At 65.3% G+C, this 18,330-nt stretch carries 21 protein-coding genes; 18 read left to right on the top strand and 3 right to left on the bottom strand.

The annotated features are described in order from the left end of the window. Nucleotides 1-110: 110 nt before the first annotated feature. From BUA26_RS10055 to nadD, 8 genes are all read left to right on the top strand, one after another. Nucleotides 111-728, top strand: coding sequence for a paraquat-inducible protein A (locus BUA26_RS10055; RefSeq protein ID WP_072760412.1), 618 nt, complete (start codon nucleotides 111-113; stop codon nucleotides 726-728). Beyond that, complete coding sequence (locus BUA26_RS10060; RefSeq protein ID WP_072760413.1) at nucleotides 725-1,366, top strand: paraquat-inducible protein A; 642 nt, start codon at nucleotides 725-727, stop codon at nucleotides 1,364-1,366. The genes BUA26_RS10055 and BUA26_RS10060 overlap by 4 nt, the downstream gene beginning before the upstream one ends. Beyond that, a complete protein-coding gene (locus BUA26_RS10065) occupies nucleotides 1,359-3,053 on the top strand; it encodes a PqiB family protein (RefSeq protein WP_072760414.1) in 1,695 nt (564 codons plus the stop codon). Before BUA26_RS10060 ends, BUA26_RS10065 begins: the two co-directional genes overlap by 8 nt. Continuing rightward, complete coding sequence (locus tag BUA26_RS10070) at nucleotides 3,050-3,673, top strand: PqiC family protein (protein ID WP_072760415.1); 624 nt, start codon at nucleotides 3,050-3,052, stop codon at nucleotides 3,671-3,673. The genes BUA26_RS10065 and BUA26_RS10070 overlap by 4 nt, the downstream gene beginning before the upstream one ends. 100 nt (nucleotides 3,674-3,773) lie before the next feature. Further along, nucleotides 3,774-6,428, top strand: coding sequence for a leucine--tRNA ligase (gene leuS, locus BUA26_RS10075; RefSeq protein ID WP_072760416.1), 2,655 nt, complete (start codon nucleotides 3,774-3,776; stop codon nucleotides 6,426-6,428). A 5-nt stretch (nucleotides 6,429-6,433) separates the two neighbouring features. Next, a complete protein-coding gene (gene lptE / locus BUA26_RS10080; protein ID WP_072761523.1) occupies nucleotides 6,434-6,982 on the top strand; it encodes an LPS-assembly lipoprotein LptE in 549 nt (182 codons plus the stop codon). Further along, nucleotides 6,982-7,992, top strand: a complete 1,011-nt coding sequence (gene holA, locus BUA26_RS10085) for a DNA polymerase III subunit delta (protein WP_072760417.1) — start codon at nucleotides 6,982-6,984, stop codon at nucleotides 7,990-7,992. The genes lptE and holA overlap by 1 nt, the downstream gene beginning before the upstream one ends. Next, nucleotides 7,989-8,627 carry a nicotinate-nucleotide adenylyltransferase gene (gene nadD / locus BUA26_RS10090; RefSeq protein ID WP_072760419.1) on the top strand — a complete coding sequence of 213 codons (639 nt, stop codon included), beginning with the start codon at nucleotides 7,989-7,991 and terminating at the stop codon, nucleotides 8,625-8,627. The genes holA and nadD overlap by 4 nt, the downstream gene beginning before the upstream one ends. Before the next feature lie 13 nt (nucleotides 8,628-8,640). Here the strand turns inward: nadD and BUA26_RS10095 are convergent, their stop codons facing one another. Next, a complete protein-coding gene (locus BUA26_RS10095; protein ID WP_218587804.1) occupies nucleotides 8,641-10,512 on the bottom strand; it encodes a 3'-5' exonuclease in 1,872 nt (623 codons plus the stop codon). A gap of 78 nt (nucleotides 10,513-10,590) precedes the next feature. Then, on the bottom strand, nucleotides 10,591-11,514 hold the full coding sequence (locus BUA26_RS10100; protein WP_072760423.1) for an oxygenase MpaB family protein: 924 nt from the start codon (nucleotides 11,512-11,514) through the stop codon (nucleotides 10,591-10,593). Between BUA26_RS10100 and BUA26_RS20440 the strand changes: the two genes are divergently transcribed. Then, on the top strand, nucleotides 11,513-11,665 hold the full coding sequence (locus BUA26_RS20440; protein WP_178368579.1) for a hypothetical protein: 153 nt from the start codon (nucleotides 11,513-11,515) through the stop codon (nucleotides 11,663-11,665). The genes BUA26_RS10100 and BUA26_RS20440 overlap by 2 nt on opposite strands. 83 nt (nucleotides 11,666-11,748) lie before the next feature. After that, nucleotides 11,749-12,846, top strand: coding sequence for a 3-deoxy-7-phosphoheptulonate synthase (locus BUA26_RS10105; RefSeq protein WP_072760425.1), 1,098 nt, complete (start codon nucleotides 11,749-11,751; stop codon nucleotides 12,844-12,846). Nucleotides 12,847-12,862: 16 nt separating this feature from the next. Here BUA26_RS10105 and BUA26_RS10110 read toward each other — a convergent pair whose 3' ends face one another. Continuing rightward, nucleotides 12,863-13,288 carry an OsmC family protein gene (locus BUA26_RS10110; protein ID WP_072760427.1) on the bottom strand — a complete coding sequence of 142 codons (426 nt, stop codon included), beginning with the start codon at nucleotides 13,286-13,288 and terminating at the stop codon, nucleotides 12,863-12,865. 169 nt (nucleotides 13,289-13,457) lie between these two features. On the opposite strand from BUA26_RS10110, the gene BUA26_RS10115 reads away from it, so the two are divergent. From BUA26_RS10115 to BUA26_RS10150, 8 genes are all read left to right on the top strand, one after another. Beyond that, nucleotides 13,458-13,733 carry a GNAT family N-acetyltransferase gene (locus tag BUA26_RS10115; RefSeq protein ID WP_072760428.1) on the top strand — a complete coding sequence of 92 codons (276 nt, stop codon included), beginning with the start codon at nucleotides 13,458-13,460 and terminating at the stop codon, nucleotides 13,731-13,733. A 140-nt stretch (nucleotides 13,734-13,873) separates the two neighbouring features. Beyond that, nucleotides 13,874-14,479 carry a DUF1345 domain-containing protein gene (locus tag BUA26_RS10120; RefSeq protein ID WP_255368267.1) on the top strand — a complete coding sequence of 202 codons (606 nt, stop codon included), beginning with the start codon at nucleotides 13,874-13,876 and terminating at the stop codon, nucleotides 14,477-14,479. Between the two features lie 22 nt (nucleotides 14,480-14,501). Beyond that, nucleotides 14,502-14,867, top strand: coding sequence for a pentapeptide MXKDX repeat protein (locus BUA26_RS10125; RefSeq protein WP_255368268.1), 366 nt, complete (start codon nucleotides 14,502-14,504; stop codon nucleotides 14,865-14,867). 104 nt (nucleotides 14,868-14,971) lie between these two features. After that, on the top strand, nucleotides 14,972-16,057 hold the full coding sequence (locus tag BUA26_RS10130; protein WP_072760434.1) for an NAD(P)H-dependent flavin oxidoreductase: 1,086 nt from the start codon (nucleotides 14,972-14,974) through the stop codon (nucleotides 16,055-16,057). A 76-nt stretch (nucleotides 16,058-16,133) separates the two neighbouring features. Next, the gene (gene rsfS, locus BUA26_RS10135) at nucleotides 16,134-16,520 is read left to right on the top strand and encodes a ribosome silencing factor (protein ID WP_083572972.1); all 387 of its coding nucleotides are present in this window, start codon (nucleotides 16,134-16,136) and stop codon (nucleotides 16,518-16,520) included. 226 nt (nucleotides 16,521-16,746) lie between these two features. Continuing rightward, nucleotides 16,747-17,217, top strand: a complete 471-nt coding sequence (gene rlmH / locus BUA26_RS10140) for a 23S rRNA (pseudouridine(1915)-N(3))-methyltransferase RlmH (RefSeq protein ID WP_072760438.1) — start codon at nucleotides 16,747-16,749, stop codon at nucleotides 17,215-17,217. A gap of 30 nt (nucleotides 17,218-17,247) precedes the next feature. Then, nucleotides 17,248-17,697, top strand: coding sequence for a GNAT family N-acetyltransferase (locus tag BUA26_RS10145; RefSeq protein ID WP_072760440.1), 450 nt, complete (start codon nucleotides 17,248-17,250; stop codon nucleotides 17,695-17,697). Between the two features lie 56 nt (nucleotides 17,698-17,753). Further along, on the top strand, nucleotides 17,754-18,326 hold the full coding sequence (locus BUA26_RS10150; RefSeq protein WP_072760442.1) for a Maf family protein: 573 nt from the start codon (nucleotides 17,754-17,756) through the stop codon (nucleotides 18,324-18,326). Nucleotides 18,327-18,330 lie beyond the last annotated feature (4 nt).

The raw sequence follows: 18,330 nt of genomic DNA on the forward strand, positions 1-18,330 counted from the left end.
GGATGCCGGTTCAGATCGGGGCATTGCCCAGCATATCAAGCCGTTTACCGCGTTCACCTCAGATTTGCGAGAATCCACGCATCGTCACGCCAGAGCAAGGCATCGGCTGCATGAGCACGGCCTCACCAGGAACGCTGTTGATCTGCGAGCACTGCGACACGGTTTACCGTCGCCGCACGCTGGAGCGTGGTGAAGTGGCGCGCTGCGCATGCTGCCTGGCGGAGCTGGAGCGGCATCAGCCGCTGGGCGTGAACGCGCTGCTGGCGCTGGTGCTGACCGCGATGATCGTGTTCGTGCAGGCGAACATGTGGCCCATCGTCACGCTGGGACTGAACGGGCAATATAGCGGCACCACGCTATGGGGCATGATCATCGCGATGTGGCAGCAGCAGGCGCAGGTGGTGTCGGTGCTGGCCGCCGTCACCTTGTTCTTTTTTCCGTTGACGAAGATGCTGGTGCTCGGCTGGCTGCTGTGGTTTGCCCGGGCGGGCCGGCGCGCGCCGGGGTTCGTGCGGCTGATGGTGGTGCTGCATCATGTCGGGCCGTGGACGATGAGTGAGGTGTTCGTGCTCGGTGCGCTGGTGGCCATCGTCAAGGCACACACCTATTTCGACGTGGTGGCGGATCCGGGCATCTATGCCTATGCCGCGCTGACCTTGCTGATCACCATCTTCGCCGGTGTCGATCTGCGCCAGCTGTGGGATCTCACACGGGAGGATCCGGCATGAGCGCGTTTCCGCGCGCTGCGGAACTCGGCTTGATCGGCTGCCACGTGTGCGGACTGACTTGCCGTAGCGGGCCTGGCGACGAGTATCTTGAAGGCGGCCACATGGTTTGCCCGCGTTGCGGCTCGGCGCTGCACCGGCGCAAGCCGAACAGCTTTGTGCGCACCTGGGCGCTGCTGATCACCGGATTCCTGCTGTACATCCCGGCCAATGTGCTGCCGATCATGCGCACGGCCAGCTTGAACGACATCGACGACAACACCATCATCAGCGGCGTGGTCGAGTTGTGGGTCAAGGGCTCACCGGATCTGGCGGTCATCGTGTTCACCGCCAGCATCGTGGTGCCGATGCTGAAATTCCTTTCGATGGGTACGCTGCTACTGAGCAGCCAGCGCGGCAGCGACTGGGCACGGCCACAGCGTGCCAAGCTCTACCGGCTGGTCGAGTTCATCGGCTACTGGTCGATGCTGGATGTATTCGTGGTGGCGCTGCTGACGGCATTGGTGCGTTTCGGCCTGTTGAGTCTGGTCGAACCGCTGCCTGGCGTGATCTTTTTCGGCCTGACCGTGGTGCTGACCATGCTGGCCTCGATGAGTTTCGACCCCCGGTTGATCTGGGATGGCAGGGATACAGATGACTGACGACAGCCACATTGAACCGCCTCCCCCGAACGACGGCGAGCTGCCGCGGCCGGTAGTGAAGCGGCGGCGCTTCAATGCCTCGCTGATCTGGCTGGTGCCGGCGCTGGCGGCGCTGGTGGGTCTCTCGCTGGTGGTCAACTACTGGCTGCAGGCTGGCCCGCAGATCAGCATCAGCTTTCAAAGCGCCGAGGGCCTGGATGCGGGCAAGACGCCGGTGAAGTACAAGAATGTGGTGATCGGCAAGGTGCAGAAGATCCGCCTCAGCGCCGATCACAAGCGCGTGGTGGTCACCGTGGCGCTGGAGAAGAGCGCCGAGAGTTTCGCCACCGAAGGCACACGCTATTGGGTGGTGCGTCCGCGTATCGGGCTGGGCGGCGTATCCGGCATCGACACCTTGTTGTCCGGCTCTTTCATCGGCGTCGACGTGGGCGACTCCTCGACGCCGCAGGAAGACTTCAAGGGACTGGAAACGCCGCCGTCGGTGAACCACGGTGCGCCGGGCCGCAGCTATGTGCTGCATACCGACGACCTCGGTTCGCTGGATATCGGCTCGCCGGTTTATTACCGGCGCATCCAGGTCGGCCGGGTGGTGTCCTACGACCTGGACAAGGACGGCAAGGGCATCTCGATAGGTATTTTCGTGGATGGTCCCAACGACAAGTTCGTCACCGTTTCCACCCGCTTCTGGAACGCCAGCGGTATCGATCTGTCGCTTGGAGCCCAAGGCCTCAAGGTCAACACCCAGTCACTAGCCTCGGTGCTGGCCGGCGGCATCGCGTTTCTCGATCCGCGCGGCCCGCATGACAGCACGCCGGCCGCCGAGCTGACCTCGTACCAGCTGTTTGCCGATCAGACGACGGCGATGGCGCCGCCCGATGGCGAGCCGCATTATTTCCGCATGCGTTTCGAGCAATCGGTACGGGGGATGGCGGTGGATGCGCCGGTAGAGTTCCTCGGTATCAATATCGGCAAGGTGGTGTCGGTCAATCTCGACTACGACGAAAAGACCCAGCGTTTCCCGGTGATCGTGGGCGCGGTGGTATATCCGCAGCGCCTCGGCAAGGCCTACGACAAGCTGGTGGCACTGGCCAAGGCGCGTGGCGAGAATCCCGATCTGTCGCAATTGCTCGGACGCATGGTCGGGCAGGGCCTGCGCGCGCAGGCTCGCACCGGCAACCTGCTGACCGGCCAGTTGTACGTGGCGCTCGATTTCGTGCCGCGCGCGGCGCCAGTGGTGTTCGATCCCAACGCCAAACCGCTGCTGATACCCACCGTTCCGGGCAGCTTCGACAAGTTGCAGGAGCAGATGGCCAGCATCGTCGACAAGCTCGACAAGATTCCGTTCGACAGCATAGGCAGGAATCTGGACCAGACCCTGGCCGGGCTCAACGCTACGCTGAAGCAGGTCAACGGCCAGACCTTGCCAGCATTCAACGACACCTTGAAGGGCGTGCAGAAAACCATGGGCACGGCCAGCGATGCGCTGTCCGGCGACTCGCCGCTGCAGCAGAACCTGGGCACCACACTGGAGCAGGTGCAGCGCATGGCGCGTTCGCTGCGGGTACTTACCGATTACCTGGGCGAGCATCCGGAGGCGCTGGTCCGCGGCCGCCGGCCCGATGACAAGCCTGCCACCAACACGCCGCCGGCAGCGGCTGCCAAACCGTCGCAAGGGAGCCAGCCATGATTCGTATCGCCATGCGCCTGCTGGGCACGGGAGCCGCGCTGGCGCTGGCCGCCTGCGCGTCGGCACCGCTGCATTACTACACGTTGGTTGCGCCGGCTGACGAGTCAGCCGGCGGGCTGGTTGCGCAGCCGGCCACGCCATCGCTACCGTTCGAATTGCTGCCGGTCAGCGTGCCGGCGCAGGTCGACCAGCCACAACTCGTGGTGCGCGAAGGCGGGCAGGGCGTGGCCTTGCTCGGCAGCGAACGCTGGATCGCACCGCTCAACGACGAAGTGCGCAGTGCGTTGTCGGCGGATCTGGCGCGCGAGCTGCACAGCCAGGACGTCAGTGGCTTGCCCGGCAACGACAAACCGTTGCTGCGGATCAAGCTGGATTTGCGCCGATTCGACTCGCAGCCGGGCAGTTACGCGCTGATCGAGGGAGCGTGGAGTGTGCGGCTGTTGCGCGGACAACATCCCGCTGCACTGGCCTGCACCAGCCGTATCAATGAAACGGTCGGGCCGGGGTACGACGCGCTGGTGCAGGGGCACCAGCGTGCGATCGGCGCGTTGGCGGCACAGATCGCCACGGCGGCGCGCCTGCTCGGCAATGGCCAGACTCCCGTCTGCCCGGCCGGCTGAGGGTCTCACGCTTGGCGCCCGGCTCGCGCTGGGCTAGTCTGACCAGTTCGCCGCAGCCGGCTTCGTCGGCCTGCACCAACCGCATTACGGCACCGGAATCATGCAGGACATTCATCAAGACCCGAACTCTTCCGATCAGGGCAGCACGCCGGAGGGCTATGCGCCGCAGGCGGTAGAGGCCGCTGCGCAGCTGTACTGGAACGCGCAGCATGCGTACGAGGTGAAGGAGGACAACTCGCGGCCGAAGTTCTTCTGCCTGTCGATGCTGCCTTACCCGTCGGGCGCGCTGCACATGGGGCATGTGCGCAACTACACGATCGGCGACGTGATCAGCCGCTACCAGCGCATGCAGGGCAAGAACGTGCTGCAGCCGATGGGCTGGGACGCGTTCGGCCTGCCCGCCGAGAACGCGGCGATCAAGAACCAGACCGCGCCTGCGAAATGGACGTACGCCAATATCGACCACATGCGCAGCCAGCTGAAGTCGCTGGGCTACGCGATCGACTGGTCGCGCGAGTTCGCCACCTGCCGCCCGGACTATTACCGCTGGGAACAGCTGATGTTCACCCGCCTGCTGAAGAAAGGCATGGCGTACCGCAAGAACGCGGTGGTGAACTGGGATCCGATCGACCAGACCGTGCTGGCCAACGAGCAAGTCGTCGACGGTCGCGGCTGGCGCTCCGGCGCGGTGGTGGAAAAGCGCGAGATTCCGCAGTGGTTCCTGCGGATTACCGACTACGCACAGGAACTGCTGGACGGGCTGGACACGCTGCCGGGTTGGCCCGACGCGGTCAAGACCATGCAGCGCAACTGGCTGGGCCGCAGCGAAGGGCTGGAAATCCATTTTGCTGTCGAGGGCGAAGCCGAGCCGCTGACGGTATTCACTACCCGTCCGGATACGCTGATGGGTGTCACCTTCGTCTCGATCGCCAGCGAGCATCCCCTGGCGGTCAAGGCGGCGCAGGGCAATGCGAAGCTGGCTGCCTTCCTCGATGAGCTGAAACATGGCGGCGTCTCCGAGGCCGAGCTGGAGACGCAGGAAAAGCGCGGCATGGCTACTGGCCTGTTCGCCGTGCATCCGGTCAGTGGCGAAAAAGTACCGGTATGGGTCGCCAATTTCGTGCTGATGGGCTATGGCACCGGTGCGGTGATGGCGGTGCCCGGGCACGATCAGCGCGATTTCGAGTTCGCGCACAAGTACGGCTTGCCGATCAAGCAGGTGATCGCGGTCGCTGGTGCGGACGCCGACTACGATCCGGACCAGTGGAAGGACTGGTACTCCGACAAGACCCGCGCCGACATGCGCGTGGTGAATTCCGGCGAACTGGACGGCAAGACGTATCGCGAGGCATTCGACTTTCTTGCCGCCAGGCTGGAAGGCGACGACAAGGGTCAGCGCCGGGTCAACTGGCGCCTGCGCGACTGGGGCGTCAGCCGCCAGCGTTACTGGGGCTGTCCGATCCCGGTGATCTACTGTCCCAAGTGCGAAGCGGTGCCGGTACCGGAAGATCAGCTGCCGGTGGTGCTGCCCGAGGACGTGGCGTTCTCCGGCGTGCAATCGCCGATCAAGGCCGATCCGGAATGGCGCAAGTGCGTATGCCCGCAATGCGGCGGCCCGGCCGAGCGCGAGACCGATACCTTCGATACCTTCATGGAGTCGAGCTGGTACTACGCGCGCTACACCAGCCCCGGTGCGAACGCGCAGATCGACGAGCGCGCGAACTACTGGCTGCCGGTCGACCAGTACGTCGGCGGCATCGAACACGCGATCATGCATCTGCTGTACTTCCGCTTCTATCACAAGCTGCTGCGTGACGCGGGCATGGTGCATTCGGACGAGCCGGCGCAGAACCTGCTGTGCCAGGGCATGGTGATCGCCGAGACGTTCTATCGCGACAGCGCCGATGGCTCGAAGGACTGGATCAATCCCTCGGCGGTCGAGATCCTGCGCGACGACAAGGCGCGCGTGATCGGCGCGACACTCAAGGCGGACGGCCAGCCGGTGCATATCGGCGGCACCGAGAAGATGTCCAAGTCGAAGAACAACGGCATCGACCCGCAGACCATGGTGGACAAGTACGGCGCCGACACGGTGCGGCTGTTCTCGATGTTCGCCGCCCCGCCGGAGCAGTCGCTGGAATGGAGCGAGGCCGGTGTCGAAGGCATGGCGCGCTTCCTCAAGCGGCTGTGGCGCGAAGTGACCGCGCATGCCGCGAGCCCGGATCACCCGGTCACCGATCCATCGGTGCTGGATGCGGGTCAGAAGACGTTGCGTCGCCAACTGCACGAGACGATCCAGAAGGTCAGCGACGATTTCGGCCGGCGCCATGCGTTCAACACCGCGATCGCCGCGCTGATGGAATTGCTTAACGCGCTGAGCAAATTCGGCGATCAGAGCGAGCAAGGCCGCGCGGTACGCCATGACGCGCTGGAAGCGATGGTGCTGCTGCTCAATCCGGTGGTGCCGCACATCAGCCATGCGCTGTGGCAGGTGCTTGGTCACGCCGAAACAGTGCTGGAGGATCAGCCCTGGCCCAAGGCCGACCCGGCCGCGCTGGTGCGCGACAGCGTCACGCTGGCGGTGCAGATCAACGGCAAGTTGCGCGCTACCATCGAACTGGCCGCGAATGCCTCGAAGGAAGAAGCCGAGGCTGCAGCACGTGCGCTGCCGCAGGTGGCGCATTTCCTGGAAGGCATGAGTGTGCGCAAGGTCATCGTGGTTCCCGGCAAGATCGTCAACATCGTCGCAGGATGAAATCCATGAGCTTCATGAAAGCGCGTCGCCTGTTCCAAGCCCCATTGCTGCTGGTCACGGCGCTCGCGCTGAGCGCCTGCGGCTTTCATCTGCGTGAGAACGCTAGCTTGCCGCCGCAGATGCAGCGGGTGCATCTCACCGTCAGCGGTGGCGGCGAGCTTCAGCGCCATCTGACGCGCGCACTGGAAACCTCCGGGGTCACAGTCGAAGACAACAGCGGCGCAGGCATCGCCGAACTGCGCGTGCCGGTGGCAGCGTTCAGCAGCGACACGCTGAGTGCCGGCGGCTATGTGCGCATCACCGAATACGCCGTGCGCTATCAGGTGCAGTTCGACGTGGCCGACGCCGAGGGCCGTACGCTGGTGCCGCACCAGCGCATCGACATGTCCCGCGAATACAGCTACGACGCCACCAACACCGTCGGCAATGCGTCGCAGGTGCAGGAGATCCAGCGCAGCCTCAACGACGACATGGTGCAGGCGATCCTGTTCCGCTTGCAGGCCGCAGCCAAACACGAGCTGGCTGCACCGGCGACCGCCTCCAGCACGCACTGATGCCACTCAGTTCCGGCCAGTGGCAGAAGGCGTTGGCGGCAGACAGTCTGCAGCCGGTATATCTGCTCGCCGGCGAACAACTGCTGGTGCTGGAAGCAGCCGATGCGCTGCGCGCGCAGGCCCGAAAGCTGGGTTACAGCGAACGTGAAGTGCTCGACGTCGGCCAGCATTTCGACTGGAACGATCTGGCCCGCGCCGCTGCAGGCATGTCGCTGTTCGCCACCCGCCGGCTGATCGACTTGCGCCTGCCCACCGGCCGTCCCGGCACCGAGGGTGCCAAGGCGATCAACGCGTTCTGCGCCGACCCGCCGCCGGATGTCACCCTGCTCGTCACCGCGATGGAGTGGAGCAACAAGCACGACGGCGCGTGGAGCAAGAAGCTCGATGCCAGCGGCGCCATGGTGGTGTTCAACTCGCCGCGGCCGGATCAATGGGGTGCATGGATCACGGCGCGACTCGCCACGCGCGGCCTGTCCGCCACGCCCGACGCCGCCGCATTGCTGGCCGAGCGTGTCGAAGGCAATCTGCTCGCCGCCGCGCAGGAAATCGACAAGCTTGCCGTGTTGCATGGGCAAGGTCGCATCGATGCGGCGGAGATGGAAAACCTGGTGGCCGACAGCGCCCGCTACGACGTGTTCAAGCTCACCGATGCCGCGTTCGTCGGCGATGGCGCCCGCGCGCTGCGCATTCTGGCCGGGCTGCGTTCCGAGGGCGACGAACTGCTGGCGCTGATGGGCTGGCTGGTCAACCAATTGCAACTGGCATTGCGCCTGGCCAATGCCCATGATCTTGCCGCGCAGATCCGTGCCGAACACCTGTGGCAGGCGCGCGAACAATTGTTCCGTCAGGCGCTGCGCCGCGCGCCGCGCGAACACTGGCTGCAATGCCTGGCACGGGCTTCGCGCATCGACCGCATGGTCAAGGGCCGCGAGCAGGGCAATCCTTGGCAGGAAGCCGAGCGGCTGATCGCCGCGATCGCCGAACCGCGCGCGGCCAAGGCGTTGGCGTGAAACCGCTCGCCCTCTTTGGCGGCACGTTCGATCCGGTGCACCAGGGGCATTTGAGTGTGGCGTGGGAAGCGTCCGAGCTGCTCGATGCCGATGTGCGCCTGATGCCCGCCAGCATGCCGCCGCATCGGCCCGTGCCGATCGCGTCGGCAGCGCAGCGCGTGGCGATGCTGCGTGCCGCGCTGCAGGGCCAGTCGCGACTGACACTGGATACTCGCGAGCTGGAGCGCGACGGCCCGTCGTACACGATCGACACCTTGATCGAATTGCGGGCAGAGCAAGGTACGCGTCCGCTGGTATTGCTGATCGGCGCCGATGCGTTCGCCGGCTTGCCCGGCTGGCATCGCTGGCGCGAGCTGTTCGATCTGGCGCATATCGGAATTTTGAGCCGGCCCGGTGTAGCGGCCGCGTTGCCCGATGAGTTGCAGCGCGAGATCGCTGATCGCCGCGTCGACGCAGCTGCCGTGTGGCGTGAAGCCAGCGCGGGCAGCGTGATCGACCTGGCGGTCACTCCGCTGGAGATCTCCGCCACCCGTATCCGCGAGCTGCTCGCCAGCGGACGCGAGCCGCGTTACCTGTTGCCGGCGGGGTTGTTCGACGACTACGAGTTGTTGTCGCCATATCGCTCGCGCAGATAGCCGCGCAGTCGTATCAGGTGCGGCCCTCCAATTGCTCCTGCACCTCGTTGATCGAATCGCGGATGCGCTTGCTGAAGACCGAGTCGTCGTGGTGGATCAGCAGCAGGTGTTCGGTGGCGCGGGTCATCGCGACGTAGAGCAGGCGCGCCTCGTCGGCCTCGCTCTGGCCGGGTTTGGGCAGCGAGCCCAGGCCAGGGATGATCACGAACGGGAACTCCAGGCCCTTGCTGGAATGCATGGTGACCAGCTTGACGCTGTCCTCGACCACGAACAAGGCGTGCTTGCCGGTGTTGTCGGCAAGCCGGCTGGGGATGCCGATGCGTTGCAAGGCCTCGTGCAGTTTTTCGCCTTCCCACTGGTTGCGGAACAGTACCGCCATGTCCGAATACGGCCGGCCGTGGGCGTGCTCGTCGCGCAGCCGCGCAATCAGCAGGTCGAGCTGGGCGCCGGCGGTATCGGTGCGCACCAGTTCGGGCAGCGCGCCGCGTCGGCCGGCGCTCTGCGGCGCGATCAACGGCACGCCGTCGTCATCGTCGCCGCGTGATTCGAGCAGTTCCTGGGCGAAGCCGCGCGCGACCGAGAGGATTTCCAGCGTGTTGCGGTAATTGAGCTTGAGAATGGTGGTGCGGCCCTGCGCCTGCACGCCCAGGCTCTTCCAGCTGATCTTGCGGCGGTCGGCCTGGCCGTAGATGTTCTGCGCGTCGTCGTACAGCACCAGCAGCGAATTGGTGGCCGGATCGATCATCTGCACGATCAGCTTGTACCAGTCCGGCTCGAAGTCGTGGCCTTCGTCGATCAGCACGGCGCCATATTGGAAACGCGGAATCTGGCCGCTATCCACGCCGGCGATCACCGCGGGCGGCAACGCTTCGAAGAACGCCTTGTCTTTGCCGGACGGCAGCGGCACGTGGTACGCCACCAGCATCTTGCGGCACCACTTGTGGAAGTTGTAGACCTGCACCTTCTCGCTGAGGCCGCGCTCGCCGATCAGCTGCTCAAGCCGCGCGGCCAGCGTCTTGTTGTAGCAGAGCACCAGGATGGGCTTGCCCAGCTCGCGCGCGAGCTGCATCGCGCGGAAGCCGAGGATCATCGTCTTGCCGGAGCCGGCAACGCCATGGATGATCCGGTGCTCGTCGCCGAGCGAACGCGCCAGTTGTTCCTGCTGCGAGTCCATCACCTTGACCAGGTCGGGAATCTCCAGCGGACGCACCGCCGCGGCGGTGGGTCCGAACAAGCCGAACTGGCCGCTGCCGGGCTCGACCCGCAGCTCGGGAAACAGGTGCCAGCGCACGCGGTCGATCTGCGGCAGCGTCAGCGTCACCGGGAATACCTGCGGAAACATCGCCCACAGCCGTTCCTGGAACGCTTCGGCGTCGACCGTCTCGTACAGTTCGTCGCGACAGATCACCAGATGCTCGGGCAGGACTTCGCCCAGCGCCCCTTCGTCGAATTGTCTGCGGGTGATGTTGGCCAGGACTACGCCCCAGGCCCACGGCATGATCAGCTTGCCGGCGTAGCGGCTGCCTTGCGGGTGGCGCAGCGCCGGATCGCGCTCCAGCACCACGCCGATTTCCAGCGCGTAGGCGCGCGCCTGCAGCAGCGGGTTGTTCTCCTTGACCAGGCCGCGATCGGTGACCAGCGTGAACTGGGTGCTGTCGGCGTGGCGGATGGTGTCGGCCTTCCAGTCCTTCACCTCCAGCACCAGCAGGCCGCGGCGCGGATGGAACACCACGAAGTCCGGATGGCGCTGCTTCAGCCCGACCGGTACGTCGTACCACAGCAGGTAGTCGTCCTCGAGCTTCTGCTCCAGCCGCTCGGAAACACGTTTCTCGCCGCCGGTCATGCGAGGCAGACAGCTGTTGCGGGTCGGAATGAGTGTTGCCACGAAGGTCCTTGGCTGACGCTGTCGCACGACGTTAGCCGATGGGACGAAGGTGTCAATGCCAGGCCCGCTGCGGTGGATCTACGCCCAGTGTTGCAACCGCTCCGCCGGCACGCCCATGCGCCGGCAGGCGCGGCCGGCGATGCCATCCTTCAGTGCGGCGCGAAAGACCGGAGCGACGGTCCACAGCGCATGGGCTGCCAGTCGTGCCTGGCGTTGTTGCCGTGGGGTGCGGCCCAGCCGTTCGGTCGCCCAGTCCGGCAGCAAGGCAGCGCCGGCATGCAGGAACAGATCGCGCGACAAGGCGGCAGCGGGCACCGGCAGGCTCACTTGCGACAATAGTTCGAGCACCACGCGCGAGCGCTCGGTATAAGCCAGTTCGGGCTGGATGCGCTGGAAGTAATCGTTGACCGCCTGTTCCGAGGCTGGCACCGCGTGGGCGCCCAGCGCTTCGGCAATCCGCCGCACTTCGTCGTAGTAGCGATCGGCCGCATCCGCCGGAAGGGCTATGTGGCTGTAGCGGCGATAACCTTGCAGGAAGCTGTACGCCTCGGTGACATGTACCCAGGTCAGCAGAGCGGGATCGTTCGCAGCGTACGGACGTCCATCCTCGCCATGGCCGGTGATGTGCGCGTGGATCTGCCGCACGTGTTCGATCAGCGCCTGGGCCTGCGCGCGCGGCGCATAGGTGGTACCGCCCACGAACGCGGTAGTGCGGCGCAAGCGCCCGAGCAGGTCGCCGCGGAAATTGGAGTGATCCCATACGCCGGCCAGTGCCAGCGGATGCAGCGTCTGCAAGGTCAGTGCGGCCAGTCCGCCGGCCAGCATGCCGGGGAAATCCGAATGCACGCGCCAGGTCGCGCTATCCGGTCCGAACAGACCAGGGTCGCCGTGCGGATTGTCGTAGTCGAGGCTGCCGGTATCGGCGCGCGGGAAGGCTTTGAGGACCCAGCGGCGGATCGGCTCACGGGCTGGACGGGTCAGCAGATCGAGGGGAGAAAGCATGCCGGGAGTTTATCGTCAGTACGGTTCGAAGTTTGATTTGGACGTCCGTTGTGTTATCTATGTCGCCATGCATTCAGCCACCGCCCGCCTGTATTTCTGGTTTTACGGCTATCCGAAGCCAACGGCGGCGGCGCGGGCGCGATCATTTTGATCTGATCGACATAACCACACCGAACCGCCATCACCGGCGGTTTTTTTATGGCCGCCACCGGAAAATCCTCCAGGAGAGCCGCCATGCACCACCCTACCGACGACTTGCGCATCCGCGCCATCACCCGCCTCAGCACGCCCGCCGAGGTCATGCGCGACTGCGCAGCCACTGACGCTGCGATGGCCACCGTCGACGCCTCGCGGCAGGTGCTGCACGACATCCTCGCCGGCGGCGACGACCGCCTCGCGGTGGTGATCGGGCCGTGCTCGATTCACGACACCCGCGCCGCGCTGGAGTATGCCGCCCGGCTGGTGCCGCTGCGCCGTGAACTCGGCGACGCGCTGGAGATCGTGATGCGCGTGTACTTCGAGAAGCCGCGCACCACGGTGGGCTGGAAGGGGTTGATCAACGATCCCGACCTGGACGGGAGTTTCCATATCGACAAGGGATTGCGCCTGGCCCGCGGTCTGCTGCGCGACATCAATGCGCTGGGTGTGCCGGCCGGCTGTGAGTTCCTCGACATGATCACTCCGCAGTACATCGCCGACCTGGTGGCCTGGGGCGCGATCGGCGCACGTACCACCGAAAGCCAGGTGCATCGCGAGATGGCTTCGGGGTTGTCCTGCCCGATCGGTTTCAAGAATGGCACCGACGGCAACGTGAAGATCGCGGTGGACGCGGTGCAGGCCGCTTCGCAGCCGCACCATTTCATGGCAGTGACCAAGGACGGCCAGGCTGCCGTGGCCGCCACCCGCGGCAACGGCGACTGTCATGTGATCCTGCGTGGTGGCAAGGCGCCGAACTACGATGCCGCCAGCGTCGATGCCGCCTGTGCCGCGATCGGCAAGGCCGGGCTGCAGGCGCGGGTGATGATCGACGTCAGCCATGCCAACAGCGGCAAGACGCCGGAGAACCAGCCATTAGTGGCCGACGACATCGCCGTGCGGATTGCCACCGGCGAGCGGCGCATCCTCGGCGTCATGGTGGAAAGCCATTTGCTCGGCGGACGCCAGGAACTGCAGCCCGGCCAGCCACTGCGCTATGGCCAGAGCATCACCGACGGCTGCATCGACTGGGACAGCTCGGTGCAGGTACTGCAGCGGCTGGCGCAGGCGGTGCGCCTGCGCCGCGAAGGTGAGGCTGCTGGATTGCCGCGCCATTTCGAGGTCGCCGCCGGCTGAGCCGATGTGCCGACGATCAACCTTCCAGGCTCGCATCCAGCGTAATGGTGGCCTTGAGCACCTTGGAGACAGGACAGCCGAGTTTGGTGGCCTGCGCGATCTTGTCGAACGTGTCCGCGTCGGCGCCGGGCACTTTGGCCTTGCAGGCCAGGTGCACGGCGGTGATCGAGAAGCCGTCGCCGTCTTTCTCCAGAGTCACCGTCGCCTGGGTGTCGATGCTGTCGGCGGTGAGCCCGGCATTGCCCAGTCCCAGCGACAGCGCCATCGAGTAACAGGCGGCATGTGCCGCGGCGATCAATTCCTCCGGATTGGTGCCGGGGCCGTCCTCGAAACGCGACTTGAAACCGTACGGTGCCTCGCGCAATACCTTGGTATCCGTCGAGATCGTGCCCTGGCCGTCCTTGATGCCGCCGGACCAGTGGGCGGATGCAGATTTCTTCATGGAATGCTCCTATTGGGGGGGGATGCTAGGCAAGCGCGCACTGTGCCGGACAGTTCATGCAGCCGGCGCGAACGAATCGGAGCCCGGGCTTCACGTGCGGTTGCCTCGTGCACGCCGTATGCTCGCAGTTTGTCTTTACAGCACACTGTCATTGCAGCAGGGAGTCCACATGCCGTTCGCCATCAAGCACGATCGCGCCGCGCATCGCTTCGAGACCGAGGTGGATGGCGCCGAATGCGAACTCGACTACACCTTGACCGGCGCCGTGATGACGATCACCCACACGGGAGTGCCGCCTGAGGTCGGCGGGCGCGGCATCGCCTCGGCTTTGGTCCAGGCCGCGTTCGAAGCCGCACGCAACGAAGGCTGGAAGGTCGTGCCGGCGTGCTCGTATGCCGCCGTCTGGATCGGGCGGCACCCGGAATATCACGATCTGCGCGTCTGAAACTCCCGGTATGATCGCTGCGTGCCGGCGCCGATGGTTGCGCCATGGAGGCTTGCATGAGTAGCGGCGAAACAGATGTAAAGACTCCACGGAGAAAGCGCCGCTGGCGGCCGTTTCACTACGTGAGGGCGCGGCCGCGGATGGTTGTGTCGCTGATCATTTTTCTGGTGGCCAGCGCTGTGCTGATGGAAATGAAACTGCGTGTGGCCACGGCCATCCTGCTGGCTTTCGATCTGGCTGCCGTGGTGTTCCTGAGCATCCTGGCGCGGTTGTTCAACAGAGCCTCGACGAGCCATATGCGCAGCCAGTCGAAGGCGCAGGACACAGGGCGCTGGGGCGTGCTGTGGAGCGGCATCGTGCTGTCGACGGTGGTATTGGTGGCATTGAGCAACGAGCTGCATGCGGCCAAGGCCGGTGGCGTGCTGGCGCTGGCGGTAGGGGCGACCAGCGTGGTGCTGAGCTGGCTGTTCCTCAACACCATGTTCGCGATCCACTACGCACACGGCTTCTACGGCGATTTCGGCGACAAGCACACCGGGCTGGAGTTTCCCGGCACAGCGCAGCCGGATTACTGGGACTTCGTCTATTTCGCGATCGTGATCGGCATGTGCTTCCAGGTGTCCGACGTGCAGATCACCAGCCGCTATCTGCGCCGCGTGGTTCTGCTGCACAGCGTCATCGCGTTCTTCTTCAACGTGTTTATCATCGCGATCACGGTGAACATCGTGGCCGGGCAGGGCGGGTAGGGCTTGTTCGAACGATGTAACCGTGGATCGTCCGCGGACGAATGAAACGTGGGGACGATGTGACTGCCCCCATCCTTACTTACTTTCCAGGACTTCTCCGATGAACGTACGTCTCGCCACCCTCCTCGCCGTTGCCATGAGCTGCGGCCTTGCCACCACGGCGGTGTTCGCGCAGGACACGATGGCCGCCAGCTCCAGTACTGCGATGTCGCATGACGCCATGAAGCACGATGCGATGAAGCCCGACGCCATGAAGCATGACTCCATGAAGATGGACGGCATGAAGCATGGCGCCATGAAACATGACGCCATGAAAAAGGGCGCGATGAAGAAAGATTCGATGAAGAAAGACGCCATGAAAGGCGACGCGATGAACTCAGGCGGCTGATCCGCGGCCGCTGGCGGGCGCCGTCGCGGCGGCTCCCGTCAGCGGCTTCTGCCGGATGCGGCGGCGGTGGATACTTGAGCCTCCCACGCTGCAGGCCATCCGACATGAGTTCGCCATTCGCCAGTCGTCTCGGTATCGAGCATCCGCTGATCCAGGCGCCGATGTCCGGTTCGTCACCGCCGGCACTGGTGGCAGCCGTATCGAATGCGGGCGGCCTGGGTTCGCTTGGCGCCGGTTATCTGGAGCCGCAAGCCATCCTCGATCAGGCGGCGCAGATCCGCGCGCTCGGTGACCGGCCTTATGCGATCGGGCTGTTCGTATTGCCGGACGAATTCGAGGCCGACATGGCCGCGGTGGCGAAGGCGCGCGAGCAGCTCGATGCGTTGATGGAGCACGAAGGCCTAGCCGTGCGCACCAGCTTGCCGGCGCGCTGGGCACCGCGCTTTTCCGATCAGTTTGCCGCCTTGTGCGAGGCGCGGCCGGCGGTGGCGAGTTTCGCATTCGGCGTCATCAGCGGCGCGCAACGGCGCGAACTGCGCCAGCGCGACATCTACGTGATCGGTACGGCCACCACGGTGGCCGAAGCCCGAGCCTGGGTCGATGCAGGTGCCGATGCCGTCTGCGTGCAAGGTGCCGAGGCCGGCGGTCACCGTGGCACCTTCATGCACGAGGCCGAGGACGCGATGATCGGCTTGTTCGCGCTGCTGCCGCTCACCGTGCATGCGCTGGCGGCTCATGCACCGGATGTTCCGGTGATTGCCTCCGGCGGCATCATGGACGGCCGCGGCATGCTGGCGGCCGAAATCCTGGGCGCGGCAGCCAGTCAGCTCGGCACCGCCTTCCTTACCTGCCCGGAATGTTCCGCGGCCGAGGCGTGGAAGCGGGACTTGCCTCAGGTCGAGGAATCCCGGATCACCACCATCCGTGGCTTCTCCGGACGCGCTGCGCGCGGTCTGCGCAACCGCTTTGTCGATGCGATGCCGGAGGCGGCACAGGGCTTGCCGTATCCGGTGCTGAACGCGCTCACCGCCCCGTTGCGCCGTGCCGCCGCAGACGCCGGTCGCGGCGATCTGCTGTCTGAATGGTGCGGCCAGGCCGCTGGCCTGGTGCGTCCGCAGCCTGCAGCCGAGCTGGTCGCGCGGCTGATGTACGAGCACCGGCTGGCTAGACGGACTATGGCGGGCGCCTAAAATACCCCTTGACGGCAGGGCGGTTATACTGCGCCCGCGCCATTCCGCGCTGCGATCACGCATGAGGCTCCTCCTCTTGAGTACTGCCCGTACGAACAAGTCCGTTACCACGGCCACCCTGCGCAAGTCGGTCATCGACGCGCTGGAAGAACTGAAAGCCAAGGACGTTCGCGAGATCGACGTTCGTGGCAAGACCTCCATCGCCGACCTGCTGGTCATCGCCTCCGGCACCTCCGCTCGCCACGTCAAATCGATCGCCGACGAAGTCGGCAAGTTCGCCAAGAAGGCTGGCGTGATGCCGCTGGGCGTGGAAGGCGAACAGGAAGGGGAGTGGGTGCTGGTGGACCTGGGCGACGTGATCGTCCATGTGATGCTGCCGCGCATCCGCGAGTTCTACGGCCTGGAGCGGCTGTGGACGGTGGGTGATCACGGGCACGAAGTCGACGCTGCGCAAGCGGGCTGACGTCCTCCATTCCCTTCTCCCCGAGAGGGAGAAGGTGCCCGCAGGGCGGATGAGGGGCGGGTGCTCGCGTTGATTTGTATTTGGAGCGTGTATCTGTTGGCGGCCATGCGCAAAATTTCCCCTTCACCTCGATCCTCTCACCCGCAAGGGAACTCCCTGAGAGTCACCCACGAGGTTGCGGAGGCAAACGTGGCGCTTCGCGCGCGTTTCCCGATAAGAGCGGCACATGCGCGCACGCCTGATCGCGGTCGGTGAACGCATGCCCGGCTGGGTGGCCGAGGGCTTTGCCGAATACCGCAAACGGCTCTCGCATGAGTTGCCGCTGGAACTGATCGAATTGAAACCCGGCGCTCGTGGGAAGGGCCGCGACGATGCGCGGGCGATCCTGGACGAAGGCGCGGCGATACTCGCCGCCTTGCCGCACGACACGCATGTGATCGCGCTCGATGGCCGCGGCAAGATGTGGTCCAGCGAGGAACTGGCTGGGCAGCTGGCGCAGTGGCGCATGGCGGGACGCGATCTGGCGTTTCTGATCGGAGGCCCGGATGGCCACGCGCCCACGGTGCTGGCGCGCGCCGATCAGCGCTGGTCGCTCGGTCCGCTGACCCTGCCGCACATGCTGGTACGGCTGGTGCTGGCCGAACAGTTGTACCGCGCCACCACGATCATGGCCGGACACCCTTATCATCGTGCCTGATCGTCAGTCCTGCCCACGGAGCCCGTCCCCATGTCCTTCCAGATCCGGCAAGCCACCATTCTCGATCTCGACACGCTGGCGCCGCTGTTCGACGGTTATCGCCAGTTCTACGGTCAGCCGGCCGATCTGGCGCGGGCGCACGCCTTTCTCGCCGAGCGCGTCCATCAGCACGAGTCGCTGATCCTGCTGGCGCGGGACGAACACGGCGAAGGCTTGGGTTTCACCCAGCTGTATCCGCTGTTCTCCTCGGTGCGCACGGTGCGTACCTGGTTGCTCAATGATCTGTTTGTGGTGTCGTCGGCGCGCCGGCAAGGCGTGGGGGCGGGTTTGCTGGATGCCGCGGCGGAACAGGCGCGGGCACTCGGCGCGGCCAGCCTGTCACTGTCGACGGCGCTGGACAACGCAGCGGCGCAGGCCTTGTACGAATCGATGGGCTGGCAGCGTGACCGGCAGTTCTGCGAATACAGCCTCACCTTGTGAGTCAGCTTCACCTTTTGAGCCGTTGCGCTGCGGATTCACCACCGATCGGAATTCAGATGCTTCACCTCGCCTCGCAGTCGCCGCGTCGTCGCCAGTTGCTGGAACAGATCGGGGTGGATTTCGCCGTGCTCGACGTGGACGTACCCGAACAGCGCATGCCGGGCGAATCGCCGCGGGCCTACGTAAGCCGCGTGGCGCGCGACAAGGCATGTGCGGGACTGGCCGGCCTCGGCAACCCGCAAGATGCCATCGTGCTGGGCGCGGATACCGAGGTGGTGCTGGACGATGAAGTATTCGGCAAGCCGCAGGATGCCGCCGCGGCCGCCGCGATGCTGCGCCGCCTGTCGGGGCGCACGCATGCGGTGGTCTCCGTGGTGTGGCTGGTCAGCGTGGGACGCGAGCAATCCGTGGAGTGTGTGTCGCAAGTACGCTTTGCCGCGCTGGACGAACCGGCCATCGCGGCTTATGTCGCCACCGGCGAGCCGTTCGGCAAAGCCGGTGCTTACGCGATCCAGGGGCGCGGCGCGGTGTTGATCGAGCATCTGCAAGGCAGCTATTCCGGCGTGATGGGCTTGCCGGTGTTCGAAACGGCGCGATTGCTGCACGACTTCGGCGCCCGCTCGGGATGAACGC

Origin of the sequence: Rhodanobacter sp. OK091, assembly GCF_900142825.1 — a bacterium.
In the GTDB taxonomy this organism is placed as follows: Bacteria; Pseudomonadota; Gammaproteobacteria; order Xanthomonadales; family Rhodanobacteraceae; genus Rhodanobacter.